Origin of the sequence: Pseudomonas gingeri, assembly GCF_013385425.1 — a bacterium.
GTDB classification, from domain to species: domain Bacteria; phylum Pseudomonadota; class Gammaproteobacteria; order Pseudomonadales; family Pseudomonadaceae; genus Aquipseudomonas; species Aquipseudomonas gingeri_D.
Genome location: NZ_JACAQA010000010.1, coordinates 38,428 through 56,975, shown reverse-complemented (window position 1 = coordinate 56,975; position 18,548 = coordinate 38,428). Strand labels below are relative to the sequence as shown.

The 18,548-nt window shown below is 64.0% G+C and carries 7 protein-coding genes; 4 read left to right on the top strand and 3 right to left on the bottom strand.

All coding sequences use genetic code 11. From position 1 onward, the window contains the following. Window positions 1-37: 37 nt before the first annotated feature. Window positions 38-913 (bottom strand): helix-turn-helix domain-containing protein, encoded by an 876-nt coding sequence (locus HX830_RS15430; protein ID WP_103496594.1) that lies wholly within the window; start codon window positions 911-913, stop codon window positions 38-40. 138 nt (window positions 914-1,051) lie between these two features. Here HX830_RS15430 and HX830_RS15425 point away from each other — a divergent pair, with 138 nt between their 5' ends. The 3 genes from HX830_RS15425 to HX830_RS15415 all read left to right on the top strand — a co-directional run bounded on the left by HX830_RS15425 (window position 1,052) and on the right by HX830_RS15415 (window position 14,574). Continuing rightward, window positions 1,052-1,954: a DMT family transporter gene (locus HX830_RS15425; protein WP_152740012.1), complete on the top strand. Its 903-nt coding sequence runs from the start codon at window positions 1,052-1,054 to the stop codon at window positions 1,952-1,954. Window positions 1,955-2,038: 84 nt separating this feature from the next. Next, window positions 2,039-8,179, top strand: coding sequence for an NEL-type E3 ubiquitin ligase domain-containing protein (locus HX830_RS15420; protein WP_177101042.1), 6,141 nt, complete (start codon window positions 2,039-2,041; stop codon window positions 8,177-8,179). Between the two features lie 59 nt (window positions 8,180-8,238). Continuing rightward, window positions 8,239-14,574 carry an NEL-type E3 ubiquitin ligase domain-containing protein gene (locus HX830_RS15415; RefSeq protein WP_177101040.1) on the top strand — a complete coding sequence of 2,112 codons (6,336 nt, stop codon included), beginning with the start codon at window positions 8,239-8,241 and terminating at the stop codon, window positions 14,572-14,574. A gap of 17 nt (window positions 14,575-14,591) precedes the next feature. On the opposite strand, the gene HX830_RS15410 is transcribed toward HX830_RS15415, so the two are convergent. Further along, window positions 14,592-15,566 (bottom strand): 2-hydroxyacid dehydrogenase, encoded by a 975-nt coding sequence (locus HX830_RS15410; RefSeq protein ID WP_103496597.1) that lies wholly within the window; start codon window positions 15,564-15,566, stop codon window positions 14,592-14,594. A 183-nt stretch (window positions 15,567-15,749) separates the two neighbouring features. After that, window positions 15,750-16,706 (bottom strand): LysR family transcriptional regulator, encoded by a 957-nt coding sequence (locus HX830_RS15405; protein WP_152740008.1) that lies wholly within the window; start codon window positions 16,704-16,706, stop codon window positions 15,750-15,752. 329 nt (window positions 16,707-17,035) lie between these two features. On the opposite strand from HX830_RS15405, the gene HX830_RS15400 reads away from it, so the two are divergent. Then, complete coding sequence (locus HX830_RS15400) at window positions 17,036-18,547, top strand: efflux transporter outer membrane subunit (RefSeq protein ID WP_103498500.1); 1,512 nt, start codon at window positions 17,036-17,038, stop codon at window positions 18,545-18,547. The last annotated feature ends 1 nt before the right edge of the window (window position 18,548 follow it).

Sequence of the window (18,548 nt, the reverse complement as noted above, 5' to 3'; positions counted from 1 at the left end):
TACCGGAATGGGGTTGCCACAGGGACGGTGTTCGGCTTTAGTGCGCGAAGGCTTGCCGGTACTCGCCGGGCGTTGCGCCCAGCACCTGGCGAAACCGATTGGCGAAATGACTGGCACTGGCAAACCCGCACGCCAGGGCAATCTCCCCAAGTGGTTGCCCGCTACCGCGCAACAGCAGCCGCGCCCGCTCCAGGCGCCGCGCCAGTACATATTGATGGGGCGGCAAGCCGAAGCTGGTACGAAACATCCGCGCAAAGTGGTATTCCGACAGCGCGCACAACCCGGCCAACTCACCCAGGCTCAACGGCTGGTCCAAGCGGCTGTCGATGCACTCCACCAACAGCCGTCGCTGATGCGCCGCCAAACCGCCTTTCAATCGCAAGCCCTGGCGCATCCCCACCTGATTGAGCAACGTATGGCCGAGCAACTCATGGGCCAGGCTGCTGCTGAGCAGGCGCTCTCCCGGTTCATCCCAGTCCAGGCTGATCAGTTGGCGAAAGCGCAGGGCCTGCTGCGGGTCATCCAGAAAAGTATGTTCCTGCAACTGCAGCTCACGGGGCTCACGGTCCAACAGCGTCACACAACCGAGCGCAAACTGTTCCGGGCTGAAATACAGGTGAGCCAGGCGAATACTGCCGTTGATCACCCAACCGGACTGATGTTCGGCGGGCAGGATACACAGCTTGTCCGGGCCGCCCTTGGTGTCCGGGCGGTCACGGCGAAAGGTCCCGGTACCGCCGGCAATGTAGCAGGACAGGGTGTGATGACCGGGCGCCTCGTAGTCCTGGGCGTCGTGGTGGTTGCTCCACAACGCCGCGGCCAAACCGTCACCGAGCTCCGCGCTGTGCTCCAGGCGCGAATGGGGCGAGCGGTTCAGGGCTTGAAAGACTTGTAGGGTATCCAGTGCGGGCATGGTCTGTTCTCCAACGCCTTGCATCCTACTCCGTCGCGTAATGCCCTGGCAGTCGCGGGCCGATAAAAGCGCAAGTTTTTGCAAGCGCGGGAGCGGCTTGTCCGCAGACACTGAAGCCTGTCTTCTGGAGTCTGCCGCATGAACCTGTTTCTCTACCTGCTGACCGTATTGATCTGGGGCACCACCTGGATCGCCCTGAAACTGCAACTGGGGGTGGTGGCGATTCCGGTTTCCATCGTCTATCGCTTCGGCCTGGCGGCGCTGGTGCTGTTCGTCCTGCTGCTGCTCAGTCGCCGCCTGCAACCGATGAACCGCCGCGGTCACCTGATCTGCCTGGCCCAGGGCCTGTGCCTGTTCTGCCTGAACTTCATGTGTTTCCTCACCGCCAGCCAGTGGGTGCCCAGCGGCCTGGTGGCGGTGGTGTTTTCCACCGCGACCTTGTGGAATGCCCTCAATGCCCGGGTGTTCTTCAAGCAGAAGATTGCCCGCAATGTGCTGATGGGCGGCGCTCTTGGCCTGCTCGGACTCGGTTTGCTGTTCTGGCCGGAACTCTCCGGGCACACTGCCGGCCCGCACACCCTGCTGGGCCTGGGGTTGGCCTTGCTCGGCACGCTGTTTTTCTCGGCCGGCAACCTGTTGTCCAGCCTGCAGCAGAAGGCCGGGCTCAAGCCGCTGACCACCAACGCCTGGGGCATGCTCTACGGCGCGACGATGCTGGCGGTCTACTGCCTGGTCCAGGGCATCCCGTTCGCGATGGAATGGAACATCCGCTATATCGGCTCCTTGCTGTACCTGGTGATTCCGGGCTCGGTGATCGGCTTCACCGCCTACCTGACCCTGGTCGGGCGCATGGGGCCGGAGCGCGCGGCCTACTGCACGGTGCTGTTTCCGCTGGTGGCGCTGAATGTCTCGGCCTATGCCGAGGGGTATCACTGGAGCGCGCCGGCCCTGCTCGGGCTGGTGGCGGTGATGGCGGGCAACGTGCTGGTGTTCCGCAAGCCAAGGGCCGTGCCGCGGCCGACGTCGGCCAGGATGGCCTGACGGACAGCAGATTTATGTAGATCAGCCGCCGCTCCATGGCCCGATAACCTGACGCTTTCCACGGCGTATCAGGAAGGACAGGCCATGAACCGATCAGTTGAACCAGGCACCGCTGTCGACCCGGGGGATGAGCCTCCGCCTCCCGCCGAGGTCGACGATCCCTTGTTGGCGGGGTTCATGCAGCGCGACGGCGACCTGCTGCACAGCGAGGAAAGCTGGGCGCGACAGCAGGTCGTCGAGCAACTGGCGATTTCGTTCAAGGCGGCCATGGGGCCGCTGCATGAAGCCGAACAGCGCACCTGGCTGGGCTGCTATCGCCGGTTGATGGAGGCCCGGGCGACCCTCGACGAGGAGAGCCACAAGGTGGTCGACACCTTCGAAAAGGCCGGTCTGGCCAAGCTGCGCGAACGCCTGCGGGAAGCCTCGGGCCTGGACCTCGACCCGCAGACCACCTATCTGCACACCGTGATCGATTCGGCGGCGGCTGTCCGGCAACCCGTGGCTGAAGGCCCGCCGGTGCAGGTGGAGTCGTTCGAGCGGCGCATCGGCACGGTCACGGTCTCGACCATGACCTTGTGGCAGGCCGCCTGCCTGAATTTCGCCTTCTCCGATTCCAGCTACGCCAACCTCAAGCGGCGCTGGATTTCCTTCGACAAAAAAGTCGATATCTCCGATCGACGCTGGCTGCTGGCGACGGAGGTGTTTGTCCGGATCGTCCGCGAGCTCAATCTGGGCGCCGTGCTCAAGCCCCATGTGGCGCGAGCCATGGCCGTGGAAGGGCGGTTGTATCAGTCGATACTGGCGTTTGCTCATGCGCAGATTCACTTTGCGCTGTACGACGCGGCCCGCCAGCCGACTCTCACCGGCCTGAGCTACGGCGCCTTCGTCGCCTTGCGGGACGAACTGGCGACGGCGCGTCCCCGACTCAAGGGCGCCTATGTCGCGCTGCGCCTGACCGGCGGCCTGCAGGCGCGCCTGGACCGGGTGCTGGAGTCCGTCGAAAGCGCGTTGCTGCATCTGTTCGAGGTCGAGCACGAGCCCCTGCAACTGATCTACCTGCCCCTGCAAGTCTTCGAGGTGTCGGGCCAGTCGGGTCTTTACAGCTATTGCGTCGACCGTCCCGGGGGAGCCTTGCGTTACCACGATTCAAGAGCGGCGTTCGAGCAGGACTTCAAGGCGCAACTGGAAAAAGACAGCAGCAGCGGGCAATTGGGCTGGTTGATCTCGTCGCTGGCGTTCAAGCAGCAGCATCAGTTCTGGCAGTGGCTCAAGGATCACCCCAAGCCCAGGCGCCTCACCTGGATGTCGACCTTCGAGGACCTCTACAAGTGGATCTGGTCGGGGGGCGGGGTTGAGGACCTGGCTTTCGCGTATGGCGATACGCTTGCCGATTTCAGCCCCGGCCAGGCCTTGGCCGAGTTCTATGCCTGGCGTTTTCGCTTGAATACCGAAGCGATCGCGGTCTCCAAGACCGAACACGATCTGCAAGCCGTCAAGGAGGGCTTCCTTGAAGTCATGCACCTGCTGCTCAATGTCCTGATGCTGCCGGTGCCGGGCGGTTTCGGGATCCTGGGGAGGATACTCGCGGTGACCATGTTCGCCCAGTTGGGCGTGGAATTGGCCGATGGCATCCTGGCGACTTTCCAGGGGCGTCCCAAGGCGCTGGGGCAAGCGCTGGCCAGCGTCGGCATGGCGATCCTGACCGGGGCGGCGCTCGGTTATGCCGGACAGGTCCTGGAGCGGCGGCTGCAGGCCTTGTCCCTGGAGGTCGGACGTTGGCGCAAGGTGACGGCGGCCCAGGGCCCGCCCCGGCTGTGGAAGGTCGACCTGAGCGGCTATGGGGTTTCCGTGCGAGGGCTGCGGGAACGCTTTGCCGCCGATGAGCGCGGGCTTTTCGAGGAGGGCGGGGTACTGTTCGGCGAGGTGCGCGAGCCCGGCGGACCGATTCAGGTCAGGTTGGAATACGATGCCGTGCTCAAGCGTTATGTGGCGGTTGCGCCCGACCCGTCGGGATTTCGTCCGGCCATGCGCTATGACCGGAAAGAGCGATGCTGGAAGCCGGACCTGGATGACAGCCATACCCTGAGCGATGCCCGTTGGCTGGAACGGATGATGGTCCAGGGGAATGCCGAAGAGGCCGAGACGCTGTTGACCATCAGCGGTGTTCGCCGTGAGGCGCTGGAAGAGGTCTGGGCGGGCGGGCTGCCCCCGGCGTCGCTGGTCGAGGCCGAGCGCCGCCGACAGATCGACGCGGGCCTCGATGCCTTGATCGGCAGCCGTGATGCGCGGCTGAGCTTGCCGGCGGATGCCGAGCGTGTGCTGTTCTGCCTGCTGCCGCGCTTGTCCGATTGGCCCGAAACCACCGGGTTGTTTATCCATGGGCCCGGGGGCGAGTTGCTGGCGGTCCATGGCCGGCAGGCGCGGCCGGCCGACTTCGAGCACCGGGTGGCGATCCGGCGCCTGGAAGAGGGCGGGTATATCGAGCAGCCGGCCGATCCACTGCTGCTTTCCGACGGTCTCGCCCATGAAGAGGGGGTACAGGCACTGATCCTCGGCCTGTTGCCCGACGGTTGCCCGCTCAAGGGCGACTTCCAGCCCTTTGTCCGTCGCCAGTGGAACAAGGCGATACGCCAGCAGGTCAACGCCCTGGCCCGGCTTGAACGCCAGGCGTTGTTCGAGATGCTTGGCGCCCACGACGGCATGGACCGCTCCGCCTCGCTGGCACCCGCCCGCCATTACCTGTCGCTGGTCGCGCCGTCCCTGCCGTCGCTGGTGCTCAAGCTCCACGCCTTGTACCCCGCGCTGTCGCTGGCGCGCATCGCCGAATATCTACGGCGTATGCCCTTGGAGCCGCTTCAGCGCCAACGGCTGCTGGAGCACGGCGAATTATCCGGCACCCATGCCCGGGCATTGGCCGATGCGCAAGCCATGACCCGCCTGGGTCGTGCGCTGGACGGAATCCATCAGGCTCGCTCGTTCCACCGCGATACCGATCAATGGTTGCAACTGGCCGGTGAGTTGCTGGTCCGGGAACAACTGGGAACGGCCCTGTGTCCACGGGTCAGCACCAGCCCGACCCACGACAGCTTCTATCTCGCCCTGGCGGCGCTGTTCAAACCCCATGAGCTGAGCCAGTTGGGTGTCACTTCGGCGACCGATGTGAAGGCCCTGCAAACCCTGCTCGCCAATGTCCTGGAGCGCCGGCGGGCGGCTGACGGGCGTATCTTGCTGCCGATCGAGCATTACCGGGAGGCGGTCGCCCTGCCGTCGACCCTGATCCCCGACGCCGCCGGTCTCTATCGCCAGGGCGACAACACCTACCTGTCGCTTGAGGGCGGCCTTTATCGCATTGAAAACACGGGGTTGCCCGAGGATTGGCGAATCAACCCCGCCGATCTGCCGGGGGCCTATACACCGCGCCTGGAACATAACGACGCCAGTGCCTGGTGGCACGAGTTCGAAGACCCGCTGGAGTGGGAGGGGCCGACGGCGTTTCGTCGCCTGGGTGGGCAGGCGGCATCGTTTTCCGAGACGGTCGCGCGGCAGATACTGGCGGTGAGCGATACCTCCGACAGCCTGTTGCGCCAGACGATTTTCTGCAATCAACGACCTCCGGCCTTCCTGCTGTCGGTCATGCAGCGCTTCAGGGATTACCTGGATATCGAGCGGAATATCGCCTCGCTGACCTGGCGCTCGGCGGAACTGCCGGCGTTGTTCAAAACGGCGCTCAATGGTCTCGGCTCCGCGGATGATCTGTGGCTGGCCCTCGATCCGGGCTTGTCGGGAAACCAGTTGGTCGGCTACCTGCTGCGTCGCCTGGCGAGTGATCCGCGACGGGTCAGGCAGGCGCTGGCCGATGGTCTGTCCGGCCAGCGCGGCCAAGCGGCGAAGCCTTTGCCGAGACTGCTGGAACAGGTTTTTGCCGACCTGCCTGGCGGGGTGGCCGAGGAGATACTGGAGCACAGCGAATCATGGCAACGTCAGCTGATCACCGACTCGCGACGTATACCGCTGGCGTTGGCCGAAGAGGCCCACTGGTGGTGCGAGGAAGCTCTCCTGGGCCGGGCCCTCATGGGTTTGAGCCCCGACGGCTTGAGCAATGCCCATAGCGATCAGGTCTTGTTGGTGGTACTCAAGGCCCTGCCGGGTTGGCCGGAGCAGGCGCGGATCGAAATCCGCGAGACGGGCGTCGACGGTCCGCTGCTGGAGAGCAGCGGCAGCGCCGATATCGACAAGCGACGCGTAGTGGTCAAGCGGCCCGACGGTTATGAGTCGTTTATCGTCGAGGGCGAGCAGGTTTCCCGACAGGGCACGGCGCAAAGCGACCTGCTGCTGGCCTTGTCCCGCGTGGTCCAGGATCTGCCCGCCCGCTTGCCCTGGGGAGGCGCGCAAGGACCGGAGGCGCTGTTGAAAAACCTGATCAGCCAGCAGGCGATTCGCCAGCGCGCCGAACTGCGCCAACGGCTCGGCTTGCGTCCCGCTCCGCCCTGGGCCTCACTGCCGCGCCGTCTGGTGCGCCAGCGCAGCGGTCAGATTGGCCTCGCGCTGAGCGGGCGCGGCCGAAGCCTGCCAGGGGTGGAGCTGTTTGGCCGGTTGAAAAAACTCTATCGCGGTGCCACCAATCAGGAGTTGTTCGACCTGCTGCGCGCGGCAGGTAGCACCAGCGCGGAGCAACGGCGGGCGGTCGAGGCGTTGGAGCGCGACTACATCACGTTGAAAAACGAGCTGGTGACCTGGGTCGATGCCCCGCGCGGCGCGGACGGAATGGCATGGGACGTGAACTTCAGGATGCGCATGGCCATGGCGTCGCGGATCAGGCGTTGCTGGCGCTGGGAAAGCCGCAATCTGCTGGGCGGCCTGTTGCTGCTCGAAGGCTTTGCGGTCGAGCAGATGCCCAGGCTCAGTGTGTCGTTCAGGCACGTTACCCAACTGCTGGTGCGCGACATGAACCTTGAGATCAGCTATGTGAATGCGTTCCTGAGCGCGTTTCCTGCCTTGAAGCACCTGCGCCTGTATGGCGCCGGCCTCAAGCGTCTGCCCCCTGAGATTGGCCAGATGAAGGCGCTGGAAGAACTCGACCTGGAGGAAAACCAGATTGTCCTGACCGAGCCTGCGGCCTTGCAACTGGTCGGGCTGAAAAGCTTGAAAATACTGAACTTGCGCGGGAATCCACTGAAGCTGCTCCCCGATTTCGGTGCCCTGTCCGACTTGCAGTCACTGAACCTGAGCCGGACCGGCATGGATTCATGGCCCTCGGGTACGGTCTTTCTCAAGAGCCTGGCCTACATGAACCTGGCCCATAACCGGATCCGCCAGGTACCCGATACCCTGCTCTCGGCTCCGCGGCTGCTCAAGCGTGGCGTGCATCTGGAGGGTAATCCGCTGGAGCAGGACGCGCTGGCCAAACTATCGGTCGATGCCCGCAAACAAAAGGGCGAGGGCATTACCTTCGGGCTGGCCATCGCCGAGCTTTCAGGGCCTGTCGGTATCGAAGCCTGGGGCTCGGCCGTGGAGCGTAGCGATGAGCAGAACTGGATCTGGCAACGGCTCAGGGATGATCCGGACGCCGATGCATTCTTCGACTTCCTGGAGCAATTGAGCGCCTTGGCGACCTTCTATGATCCGCAGTTTTCCGCTGTGCGCAGAGATCTGACTCAACGTGTCTGGCGGGTGCTCGAGGCGATAGCCGAAAGCGCGGATTTTTGCGAACAGCTGTTTATCCGGCAACTGGTGTTGACGGCCGAGGGGACGGGCAGGTTGCGGGTGTTCAACGAACTGGAGTTCGCGGTGCTCTGCCGCCAGGCCTTGAACGAGGTCGACAAGGCCACGGCCCAGGCCCGGCTGCTGCGCTTGCTCAAAGGCAAGTTCCGCTTGCAGGTGCTCTGGAACAAGGTCGCCGATCTGGGTGTTTACCGGGCTTATTGGGAGCTGTTGGCCGAGCGGCTGGAATTGCCCGACCTGTTCAACGGACGTTTCTACAAGGAGCAGGTGATGTTGAGCGATGCTCAGCTCGAGGTCATGGTCCAGCATGTCCGGCGGATGGAAACGGCGGCGGAGCCGGCGGGCCTGCATCGTTACCTGAAGTCGGACATTGCCTGGCGCAGGTTTCTGGAGCGGGCCTACCGGGAGGATTTCCAATCGTTGCCCGAGCCGGAGCGTAACGCGCGGATCGACACGCTGACGATCAGTGCCCTGAGTGACACGACCCCTGTCGTATTTAGTTAGAACCGTTGCCCGGGGAGGGAGGGCTAGGCTGGGCTTTTCCAGCAATGAAAAGAGCAACCATGGACGCTTCCCACCCCCTTCCCGACCCCGCTGTCGAGCTTGAGACCCAATCGCTTATCGAGGAGCAGCAACGTTTTGTGCACTCGCGCAAGAGTTGGCGATTCGCGGACATCGGCAATCATCTGTTGTCCGTTTCCGCCGCGGCGATGGGGCCCCTGAACGAGGTCGAGCGGCTGACCTATGCCAGCGCGTTTCGCTACCTCAGCAAAATGACCGAGGCTGTCGAAGCCGAGAATCGCAAGCTCGGCAGCACCTTCGAGCAGGACGGGCTCAAGCGTTTGCGTGAAGCCTTGCGCGAAAGCACCGGGCGCGACCTGGACCCCCGCAAGATCTATATCCACACCCTGCACATGGAATTCAAGGAGAGCGGTTGGGTACCCGGCCAACGCAACAAGCGGGCCTACGACTCCAACGCACCGTTGGCCCATGTCTACAGTTTGTCGCTCTGGCAGGCGGCCTGCCTCAACTTCGGCTTCGGCGATCTGTTCAGCTCCAACCAGGTGCGTGCCAGCTGGATCAACGAGCGGCCCGGCCCCGGCTATCGATGGGGCTTCCCGCCCCATGAAATCAACAAGGTCAGCATGATGCCGATCCACGACTTCGTGAGCATCGCCCGCGACCTGGATTTCGGGCGCGATCTCAAGGCGCGCGTGGACAAGGCGCTGGGCGAGGGGGGCGTGCTGGGCCAGCACCTGGAGCAGATGGCCTGGGCCGAGATCCTGTTCCATCCCTACGAGGCCTATCGCAATGGCGCCGCCACCGGGGTCACCAACGCGCCCTTCACTGTCCTGCGCCATGCTTTATGGAGCGCGCCGGACAGCGTGACGGTGAATGCCGTATCGATCCGGCTCCCGGACAACGAAGTCGTGGCCATTCTGAAAAAGGTCAACCTCTCCTATCAACTGGGCAAGGCGCTTTTTGGCGAGAGCGACGTGATCTCCAGTTTTCTCGAACTGCCGTTGTTCACCTTCGAAATCGAGCGGTTCGACGGTGTTTTCAGTTACTACCCGAACCGCCTGGGCGGGGCGTTGCGTTATCACTGCGACAGGTCAACGTTCGAGACCGAGTTCAAGCAGCAGCTCAAGGACGACAATGGGCAAAAGCGCCTCAACTGGTTCCTGGCGCCATTGAGCATCAAGCAGCAGGCCGTGGTGCGCGATATCGTCACCGAGCATCCACGCCCGGAAGGGCTGAACGCCGTGACCGGCGGGCTCTACGATGCCTTCCATTGGGCTTTTCCGGCGCCGCTGCTCGAAACACTCCAGTGGAAGTACCTGGAACTGACGAGCACGCCCGCGAAGGCGTTGCGAGACTATTACCGACAACGTGACCAGCAGAACCTTAACGAACTGGCGGTCGAACGCTCGGTTCAGGATTGGCGCGCATTTATCGAAGGTGCCAGTGCGGTGCTGGATGAAGTGCTCGGCCTGTTGCTGTTGCCGGTGCCGGGCGGGCTGCGCGGCATGGGGCGGGTGGTGCAGATCGCCCTGTTCGGGAGCCTGGGCTACAACTTTATCCAGGGCCTGACGGAAGCGGCGAAAGGGCGTCCGGAGCAACTGGCCCAGTCGGTCATCGATATCGGCAATCTGTTGATCAGCGCGGGCCTTCATCGCAACGCGGTGAAGTGGTCGATACGCCGTCACCGGGAACTGCAGGGTTGTCTGGGCGCCGTGCACCGGGTCCAGGTGGCGGGCAAGCATACCCTCTGGGCTTCCCGGCTGGACCGTTATGTCAGCGTGAAAATCGGTCTGCTGCATGGCGAAGCGGTGCGGGCCTCCGGGGTGATCGAGCGGGGCGGCAAGCCATACGGCGAGTTTCTGGTCGAGGGCGAACGGCGGGCATTCGAGCTGGCCCACGACCCCGTCTCCGGGCAATACACCCTGGTGCATCCGGACCCCGACGTATTCCGCCCGGCGGTGAATTTCGATCCGGACCTGCAGCGTTGGCAGCTGGCACTGGACAACCCCGAGCCGCCGACCCTTAGCCAACTGGGCGAGCGACTGCTGCCCGGCGGGCCCTTGACCGGCCAGGAGCTGACCCGCTTGAGCCGGATCAGCGGGAGCCGCTCGCACACCCTGCAGCGGGTCTGGGCGGGCGAGCCGGCGCCGGCCGCGCTGGTCGACACCATCAAGCGGCATAACACCGACCGCGCCCTGCAGGCCTTGAGCGCACCGTTGGTGTCGCGGCTGCCGTTGCCGGAGGAAGGTGATCGGGCACTGTTCTCGGCGCTGACGCAATTGCCGGACTGGCCGGACGAGCTGGCCCTGAGTATTCATGACCAGGAGGGCACGCTGCTGGAGGCCTACGGGAAAAAAGACACCCTGGCCGAACATGACCTGCATGTTTCGATACGCCGTCTGGCGGATGGCGGGTATGTGGATCACGCTGCGCCGGAGGCCATCGCCGATCACGATCTGGGGCCGGTGGGGTTGATTCTTGGGTTGTTGCCGAGCGATGCGGTGATAAGCCGGCCCGTTGCGCCCAACCAGGCGTTTTCGAGCAGGGCCGTTATCCTCAGGCGGCGGGTGGTTGATCTTGTCATTCGTGAAAGAGTCCACTTGTTCGAAGCCCTGAGCCGTTATCCGGGGCGGCTGAAGTCCGAGCGGTCGGAGTTGGCGCCGGGTCTGCGCAGGTTTCTTCCGGTGGCGAGCACGCCGCGACCGGCGTTGCTCGAACAGACCTTGACCTTGCATCCGGACCTGTCCCCCGCGCGGGTTGCCGAGTGGTGGCGCAGCCAGCCATTGTCGAGCGCCGAACGGGCCGGGTTCATGACCTCGGGCCTGTTGCCCGAAGGCCCTCGCCATGGGCTCGCGCAAGCAGCCAGAAGCCTGAGCCTGGAGCGGGCGCTCGATGGCATCTATCACCGCCGGGCCTGGAATGCGTCGACGGATGCCTGGGCCCGTGAAGGCATGGCGGCGCTGCTCGGGCAAAAACTCGGGATGACCCTGGAGATTACCGAGGTCCGGCCTGGGCAACCCGTGGCGTCGGTGGCCGCCGACCCGGCGGGCAAGCAGGTGTTGCTGCGCCATCACGGGCAGGGACGTTATGCGGTATTCGATACGCTCAGCCAGGATGAGCGCCCGGTCCCGGCGGGCGATGACAACTTCTACAAGGCGTTCAACCGCGCGTTGAACCGTGATGATCAGATCCGCCTGGGGATCAACGATGCGACCGCGGACAATGCCGGGCGATTGCGCCGCGACGCGGGGGACGCCCTGACGGACCGGCGCACCGAGGACGGTGATATACGGCCCTGGAACGATTCGGCGCAGGCCTATCGGCAACCCGTCGACCTGCCTGCCGAGCTGGAACCCGATTCGCTGGGGCTGTATCGCTGGCAGGACAAGACCTGGCTGCCCCTGGATGACGGGGTGTTCGAGGTCGACCGGCATCCGCTGTTCGACGACTGGGGCATCGAGCATCCGCGCTTGCCCGGAGCTTACCGGCTTGAGCTGGAGCACAACGGCGCCGGTGCCTGGTGGCATGAGCAGGAGCAGCCGCTGGAATGGGAAGGGCTGAAGCTGTTTCGGCGGCTGGGTGAGCGGGCGGCGGCGCAATCCGATGAGCTGGCGCGACAACTGATGGCGATCTGTGATGTCAGCGAGAACCAGTTGCGCAAGGTGCATGTGACCCGTTTGCGGGCACCGGGCCTGCTGATGGATACGCTGCAGCGGGTGGACAGTCATGTGCGGGTCGGTGACAGCCTCGATCGACTGGGTAGCACCGGCCAGCTCGACAAGGTGCTGAGCCGGGCGCTCGAACAGTTGAACGATCAGGAGCGCCTCGCACTCTTCGGTGACAGCGAACGGGATGAAGCGAGCCGTGTGCAGGCGCTGGGTGAAAAAAACCGCGAGGATACCCAGGCACTCAAGAGCCTGCTGGGCAATGCGCTTGAGCGGGCCCGGGCGCCTGACAGCGATCCGTCGACCGCGCTGATTCGTCGGCTTTTCCCCAGCCTGCCGGAGCCGCTGGCCCGGGAGATCGTCGAGCAGGCCGATGACCCGCAGATCCGCGAGATGGAAACCGGCAAGCTGCCCCTGGCGCTGGGGCAAGAGGCGCGTTGGTGGATTCAGGATGTCCGGCTCGCTCGGGCGCTGGAAGGGTTTCAGGTCGACAGCTTGATCAATGGCGACAACGACCGGCTGGCCTTGCATCTGCTCGAACATCTGCCGGGATGGCCGGCCGACCTGCGTATCGAGATCCGCGAGACCTCGGCCTCGGGGACGCTGCTCGACAGCCTGGGCAGTGCCGATGCGTCCCAGCGGGCAGTGATCGTCAAGTCCGCCGAAGGCTACGCGCCTGCCGCCGGTCAGGGTCGTGGCCTGCGTCCGGTGAGTCGCAACCTGATTCCCTCGATAGTGGCCGCGTTGCCGGAGCCCGCGCGCAGGGCGCTGGTCCCCAGCGGGTTTGCCAGCCAGTTGCGGCGAGACCTGGCCGGTGCGGCGGTCGCTGACCGTGGGCGGGCGAAGCGCTTGTTGGGCATGCGCCCCGAGATCCCCGGTTTCGTGCCGCCCCGGCGTCTGGCCGACGGCCGGGTCGGCTATGAACTGAGTGGTGGTGAAGGGCGGCACAATCGGCAATTGAAGCGTTTCAGAGGCCTGTATTCGGGCTATTCCTATGCCGAAGCATCTCGACAGTTGGCGTTGCTGGGGGAGGATTTCGCCAGTCGTGACGGGGTGATCCGTCAACGGGTTCGGGAGCTGGACGCACTCCGAGGCGATCTCAAGCGCTGGCGCCAGACGAGGTATAACGCTGAATCACGGGCGCATTTGTATCAGTTCGCCAAACGCATCAAGCAGTGTTGGCGCCGGGAAACCTTGCGCGCCCCCGCGCAAAACAGTGGAGAAGCCGGTTACCTACTGAACCTGGACCGCCTGGAGGTCAGTCGCTTTCCGTTGTTTCCCCGAGTGGCCGATTTTTCCCACGTCACGCGCTTGTCGATGCGCAGCATGAAAATCGAGGCGCCGGTGTTTCTCGACCAGTTCCTGCGTCAGTTCGTGTCGTTGCAGGAACTGGATCTGTCCCACAATCGGCTGTCCGATTTTCCTGTATTGGAAGGCTCGATGCGCGAGTTGCGCCGGCTCAAGCTGGCGCATAACCGCATTGCCTTTCCCCGGGGCGGTCATCGGCGCCTGGCCGGCATGAGCGAACTGGTCCAGCTGGACCTGAGTGACAATCCGCTGGGGTATCCACCCGATCTCGACGAGCTGCATTTGCTGAGAAAGCTGGATCTGCACAATACCCGGATAGAAACCTTGCCTGAGGGGATCGAGCAGCTGCGCCAACTGGTCTTTGCCGACTTGAGCAACAACCGCATTCGGGATATTTCGGGACGGGTCTTCACCGGGTTCGCGGCCGCCAGGGCCGAGAATGCTGAACCGGTAGCGGTGACGCTGACCAACAACCCGCTTTCAGGCAATACGCGGCGGCGCCTTCAATACTTCAAACTGAGTCATCCCTCTAGCCGTTTCGGTTTTGATGTGCCGGAAGTGGAGGGGCTCGATCTGTGGCTGGGGGGGCATTCGGAAGGCCTCGACGAGGCGCTTACGCAGGCCTGGCGGAGCTTGTCCGACGCCTCGGGGGAGGAGTTCCTGGTTTTTTTCAGGGAATTGGCCAAGCTTCCCGAGTTGTATCTGGAGAGCAAGGATGCGATTCGCGACGACCTGGTCAGGCATATGGAGTACCTCCTCTCTTTGGGCGCACAGGACCGGGAGTTGCGCACCCGGTTATTCGATATCGTTCACTACGGTGGGCTGGGGGACTCGACGGCCTTTGAGATTTTCCGGCAGATGGAGTTGGAGGCGTTTTATGCGTTCGCGCGCCGTCAGACCGAGGTGAGTGAGACGGAGCTGGGGGTCTTTGTTCTGGCCCGGGGAGAGTTCCGCTTTTTCACCTTGCACAATGAGGTGTACAGACAGAACGTCCAGTATCCGGAGGAGCGTTTTCGGGGGTACGTCTCCGAGCTCGGCGATCTGCACCTGCCGCCGCTGTTTCTTGACGACGTGGCGCCGAGGGCCGTTGATCCAAGGGCGGTCGAGTCCATGCGCCTGCTCGTCCTGCACGTCGAAACCGAACAAGGGCTGGATAATATATTGATGGGCAACCGTCACTGGCAGACGTTCCTGAAGAACAGCCATATCAGCGAGCACGACCGGCTCTTTGGCGAGTTCTTCGACTATGAACCGTTGGAAGGCGAGACCACGCAGGACTACAAGAACCGTGGCGAAGCGTTGCAGCGTGAGTACCTGAAGCGGCGTGAAAACTGGCTGCGAATCCTCACGCGCCAGGCCTTGCCCAGGCTTTTCCGGGTAGACCTCGACGCCCGGCAGGATTAGCCGGGCCCGGTGTTCGCTCAGCCTTTCCAGACCTGGGGATTGACCAGGTCGCGCGGGCGCTCGCCCAACAAGGCGCTGCGCAGGTTGGCCAGCGCCCGATTGGCCATGGCTTCGCGGGTTTCGTGGGTGGCGGAGCCGATATGCGGCAGGGTCACGGCGTTCTTCAGTTGGAACAACGGCGACTCGGCCAGGGGTTCCTTCTCGTAGACGTCCAGGCCGGCGCCGCGAAGGGTGCCGTTTTGCAGGGCCTGGATCAGTGCCGGTTCGTCCACCACCGGACCCCGGGAAATGTTCACCAGGATCGCGTCCGACTTCATCAGGCCCAGTTCGCGATGGCTGATCAGGTGACGGGTCTTGTCGCTCAGGGGCACCACCAGCACCACGAAGTCGGACTCGGCCAGCAGCGCGTCGAGGCTGCGGAACTGGGCGCCGAGTTGCTGTTCGAGTTCCGGCTTGCGGCTGTTGCCGCTGTAGAGGATCGGCATATTGAAACCGAGGTGACCACGGCGGGCCACGGCGGCGCCGATATTGCCCATGCCGACGATGCCCAGGGTCTTGCCGTGCACATCACCGCCGAACAGGGCCGGGCCGACACTGGCTTGCCATTGCCCGGCCTTGGTCCAGGCGTCCAGCTCGGCGACCCGGCGGGCGCTGCTCATCAGCAGGGCGAAGCCCAGGTCGGCGGTGCTTTCGGTGAGCACGTCGGGGGTGTTGGTGAGCATGATCCCGCGTTCGTTGAAGTAGGCCACGTCATAGTTGTCGTAGCCGACCGAGACGCTGGAGACCACTTCGAGCTTGGCGGCGTTTTCCAACTGGGCGCGCCCGAGCTTGCGGCCGACGCCGATCAGGCCGTGGGCATGGGGCAGGGCTTCGTCGAACTGAGCGTTGAGATCACCGAGCTTGGGATCGGGGACAATCACTTCGAAGTCTTGGCGCAGGTGCTCGACCATGGCGGGGGTGACGCGGCTGAAGGCGAGTACGGTCTTTTTCATCGCAGGGCTCATCGAACGGCGGGAATGCCAAGCACGCTATCATTTTTCGTCGGATTTGTGCGGTGGATTCTGACTTTGTAGGAGCGAGCTTGCTCGCGATGGTGGTCCAGACACCGCGGGGTATCAGATGCCCCGCGTTATCGTTGACGCCCATCGCGAGCAAGCTCGCTCCTACAACAACATTCAGTTGGCGATACGCACGTTTTTCAACTCATACGCCGCCAACTCGGCCTGATGGCCCGCGAGGATTTCCGGCAATGTACTGCGCAAGTGCTCGACCCAGGTCTTGATCTTGGCATCCAGGTACTGGCGCGACGGATAGATCGCATACACATTCAGCTCCTGGGACCGATAGCTGGGCATCATCCGCACCAGGCTTCCATTGCGCAGCCCCTCGATCGCCGCATACACCGGCAACACCCCAACCCCCATGCCGCTGGTGATCGCCGCCTTCATCGCATCGGCGGAGTTGACCAGAAACGGCGAGGTCGCAATGTTCACCACTTCCTGACCATCCGGACCATCGAAGGCCCAGCGGTCCAGGGCGATCACCGGACTCACCAGGCGCAAACAGGCATGGTTGAGCAGGTCGCTGGGCCGCTGCGCGCAGCCGTTGGCTTTGACATAGGCCGGCGAGGCACAGACGATGCTGTAGGTGATCCCCAGGCGCTGCGAGACAAACCCCGAATCCGGCAACTCGCTGGCCAGCACGATGGACACGTCATACCCCTCGTCGAGCAGGTCCGGCACGCGGTTGGCCAGGGTCAGGTCGAAGGTCACGTCCGGATGGGTCTTGCGATAACGGGCAATCGCATCGATCACGAAATGCTGGCCGACCCCGGTCATCGAGTGCACTTTCAACTGCCCGGCCGGGCGCGCATGGGCGTCACTGGCCTCGGCCTCGGCTTCCTCGACATAGGCCAGGATCTGCGCGCAACGCAGCAGATAACGCTTGCCGGCCTCGGTCAGGGCGATACGCCGGGTGGTACGGTTGAGCAGGCGGGTTTGCAGGTGGGCCTCAAGAGCCGAGACCGCGCGCGAGACGTTGGCCGTCGTGGTGTCCAGTTGCACGGCGGCGGCGGTGAAACTGCCGGCTTCGGCCACGCAACTGAAGGCGCGCATATTTTGCAAAGTGTCCATGGAAGGCTCTCTGGGGTGACGGTAAATTGTGACACGAAGTAACAGGGTGATGGGCATACGACCAAGGGATTATCGCGCTAACGGTAACAAAGCTTCACAGAAAGGCCATCTTATCGTCTGACAGGCTGCCCTCTAGAATTGCCCCGACCTGTGTGCACCCTCCAATCTCAAGAACACCCCCATAACTGTAGGAGCAGGGCTTGCCCGCGAAGCTTTTGGCGGCCTCAAGTGCCCCTTCGCGGGCAAGCCCTGCTCCTACAGGACGGCGTTGTGACCAATCCCGTGCTCACAGAAAACCGCTTTTCTCCCCACCCCAGGAATTTGCAGCAGTGCCGCGTCGCATCAGCAGAGAGCTGAAGACTCTCAGTGTTTGGGCTTTATCCTTGGCTATCAGCGGCTGCATCGGCACCGGAGGTATTGCTCCACAGGGTCAGGCCCTGGCCGCCAATACCCTGCTGACCGACCAGGCGATCCAGGGCGCCGAGCGCGACGCGCACTGGCCGGCCGCGCAGTGGTGGAAAGCCTATGGCGACCGCCAACTCGACCAGTGGATCGACCGCGCCGTGCAGGGCAGTCCGAGCCTGGCCATGGCCGCCGCCCGCGTGCGCCAGGCCCGGGCCATGGCCGGGTTGGCCGAGTCCGCCGAGTCGCTGCAGATCAAGGGCGACGCCGCGCTCAAACGGCATAACTGGGCCAACGATCAGTTCTACGGCCCCGGCGAGTTGGCGAGCACCACCACCTGGGACAACAATGCCGGGCTGGGCCTGAGCTATTCCCTGGACCTTTGGGGTCGCGAAAGCAACGCCAGCGAACGGGCCGTGGACCTCGCCCATATGAGCGTCGCCGAAGCACGCCAGGCCCGGCTCGAATTGCAGAACAGCATCGTCCACGCCTATATCCAGCTGTCATTGCACTACGCCGAGCGCGATATCGTCGAAGCCACCCTCAAGCAGCAGATGCAGATTCTCGACCTGGCGCAAAAACGCCTGAACGGCGGCATCGGCACCCATTTCGAAGTCAGCCAGGCCGAGACACCGCTGCCGGAAACCCATCGCCAGCTCGATGCGCTGGACGAAGAGATCGCCCTGAGCCGCAACCAGCTGGCCGCCCTGGCTGGCGTCGGTCCAGGGGAGGGTGCGCAGCTGCAACGCCCGTCGCTGTCCCTGCACACCGCGTTGAAACTGCCCTCGGCACTGCCCGCGCAATTGCTCGGCCAGCGCCCGGACGTGGTCGCCAGTCGCTGGCAAGTGGCGGCCCAGGCCCGTGGCATCGATGTCGCCCACGCCGGCTTCTATCCCAACATCGACCTGGTCGGCAACCTCGGCTACATGGCCACCGGCGGCGGCCCGCTGGCGTTTCTCACCGGCAAGAAATTCAACTATGGCGTCGGCCCGGCGGTGTCCCTGCCGATCTTCGACGGCGGCCGCCTGCGCGCCGAACTGGGCGAAGCGGCGGCGGGTTATGACCTCGCCGTGGCGAAATACAACCAGACCCTGGTCAACGCCCTCAAGGGCATTTCCGACCAGTTGATCCGCCGCGAGTCCCTGGACAAGCAGCAGGTGTTCGCCGCCCAGTCCGTGGCCTCGGCGCAGAAAACCTACGACATCGCCATGGTCGCCTACCAACGCGGCCTGACCGACTACCTCAATGTGCTCAACGCCCAGACCCTGCTGTTCCACCAGCAGCAGGTCGAACAGCAGGTCCAGGCGGCGCGCCTGAGTGCCCATGCCGAACTGGTCACCGAACTGGGTGGCGGATTGGGCGCGGGCAACGACGTACCGGCCGAGAACCGCACCGTGGCGAACAAACCTCCGGCCGTGCTGGCCGCCTTCGATCATTGAG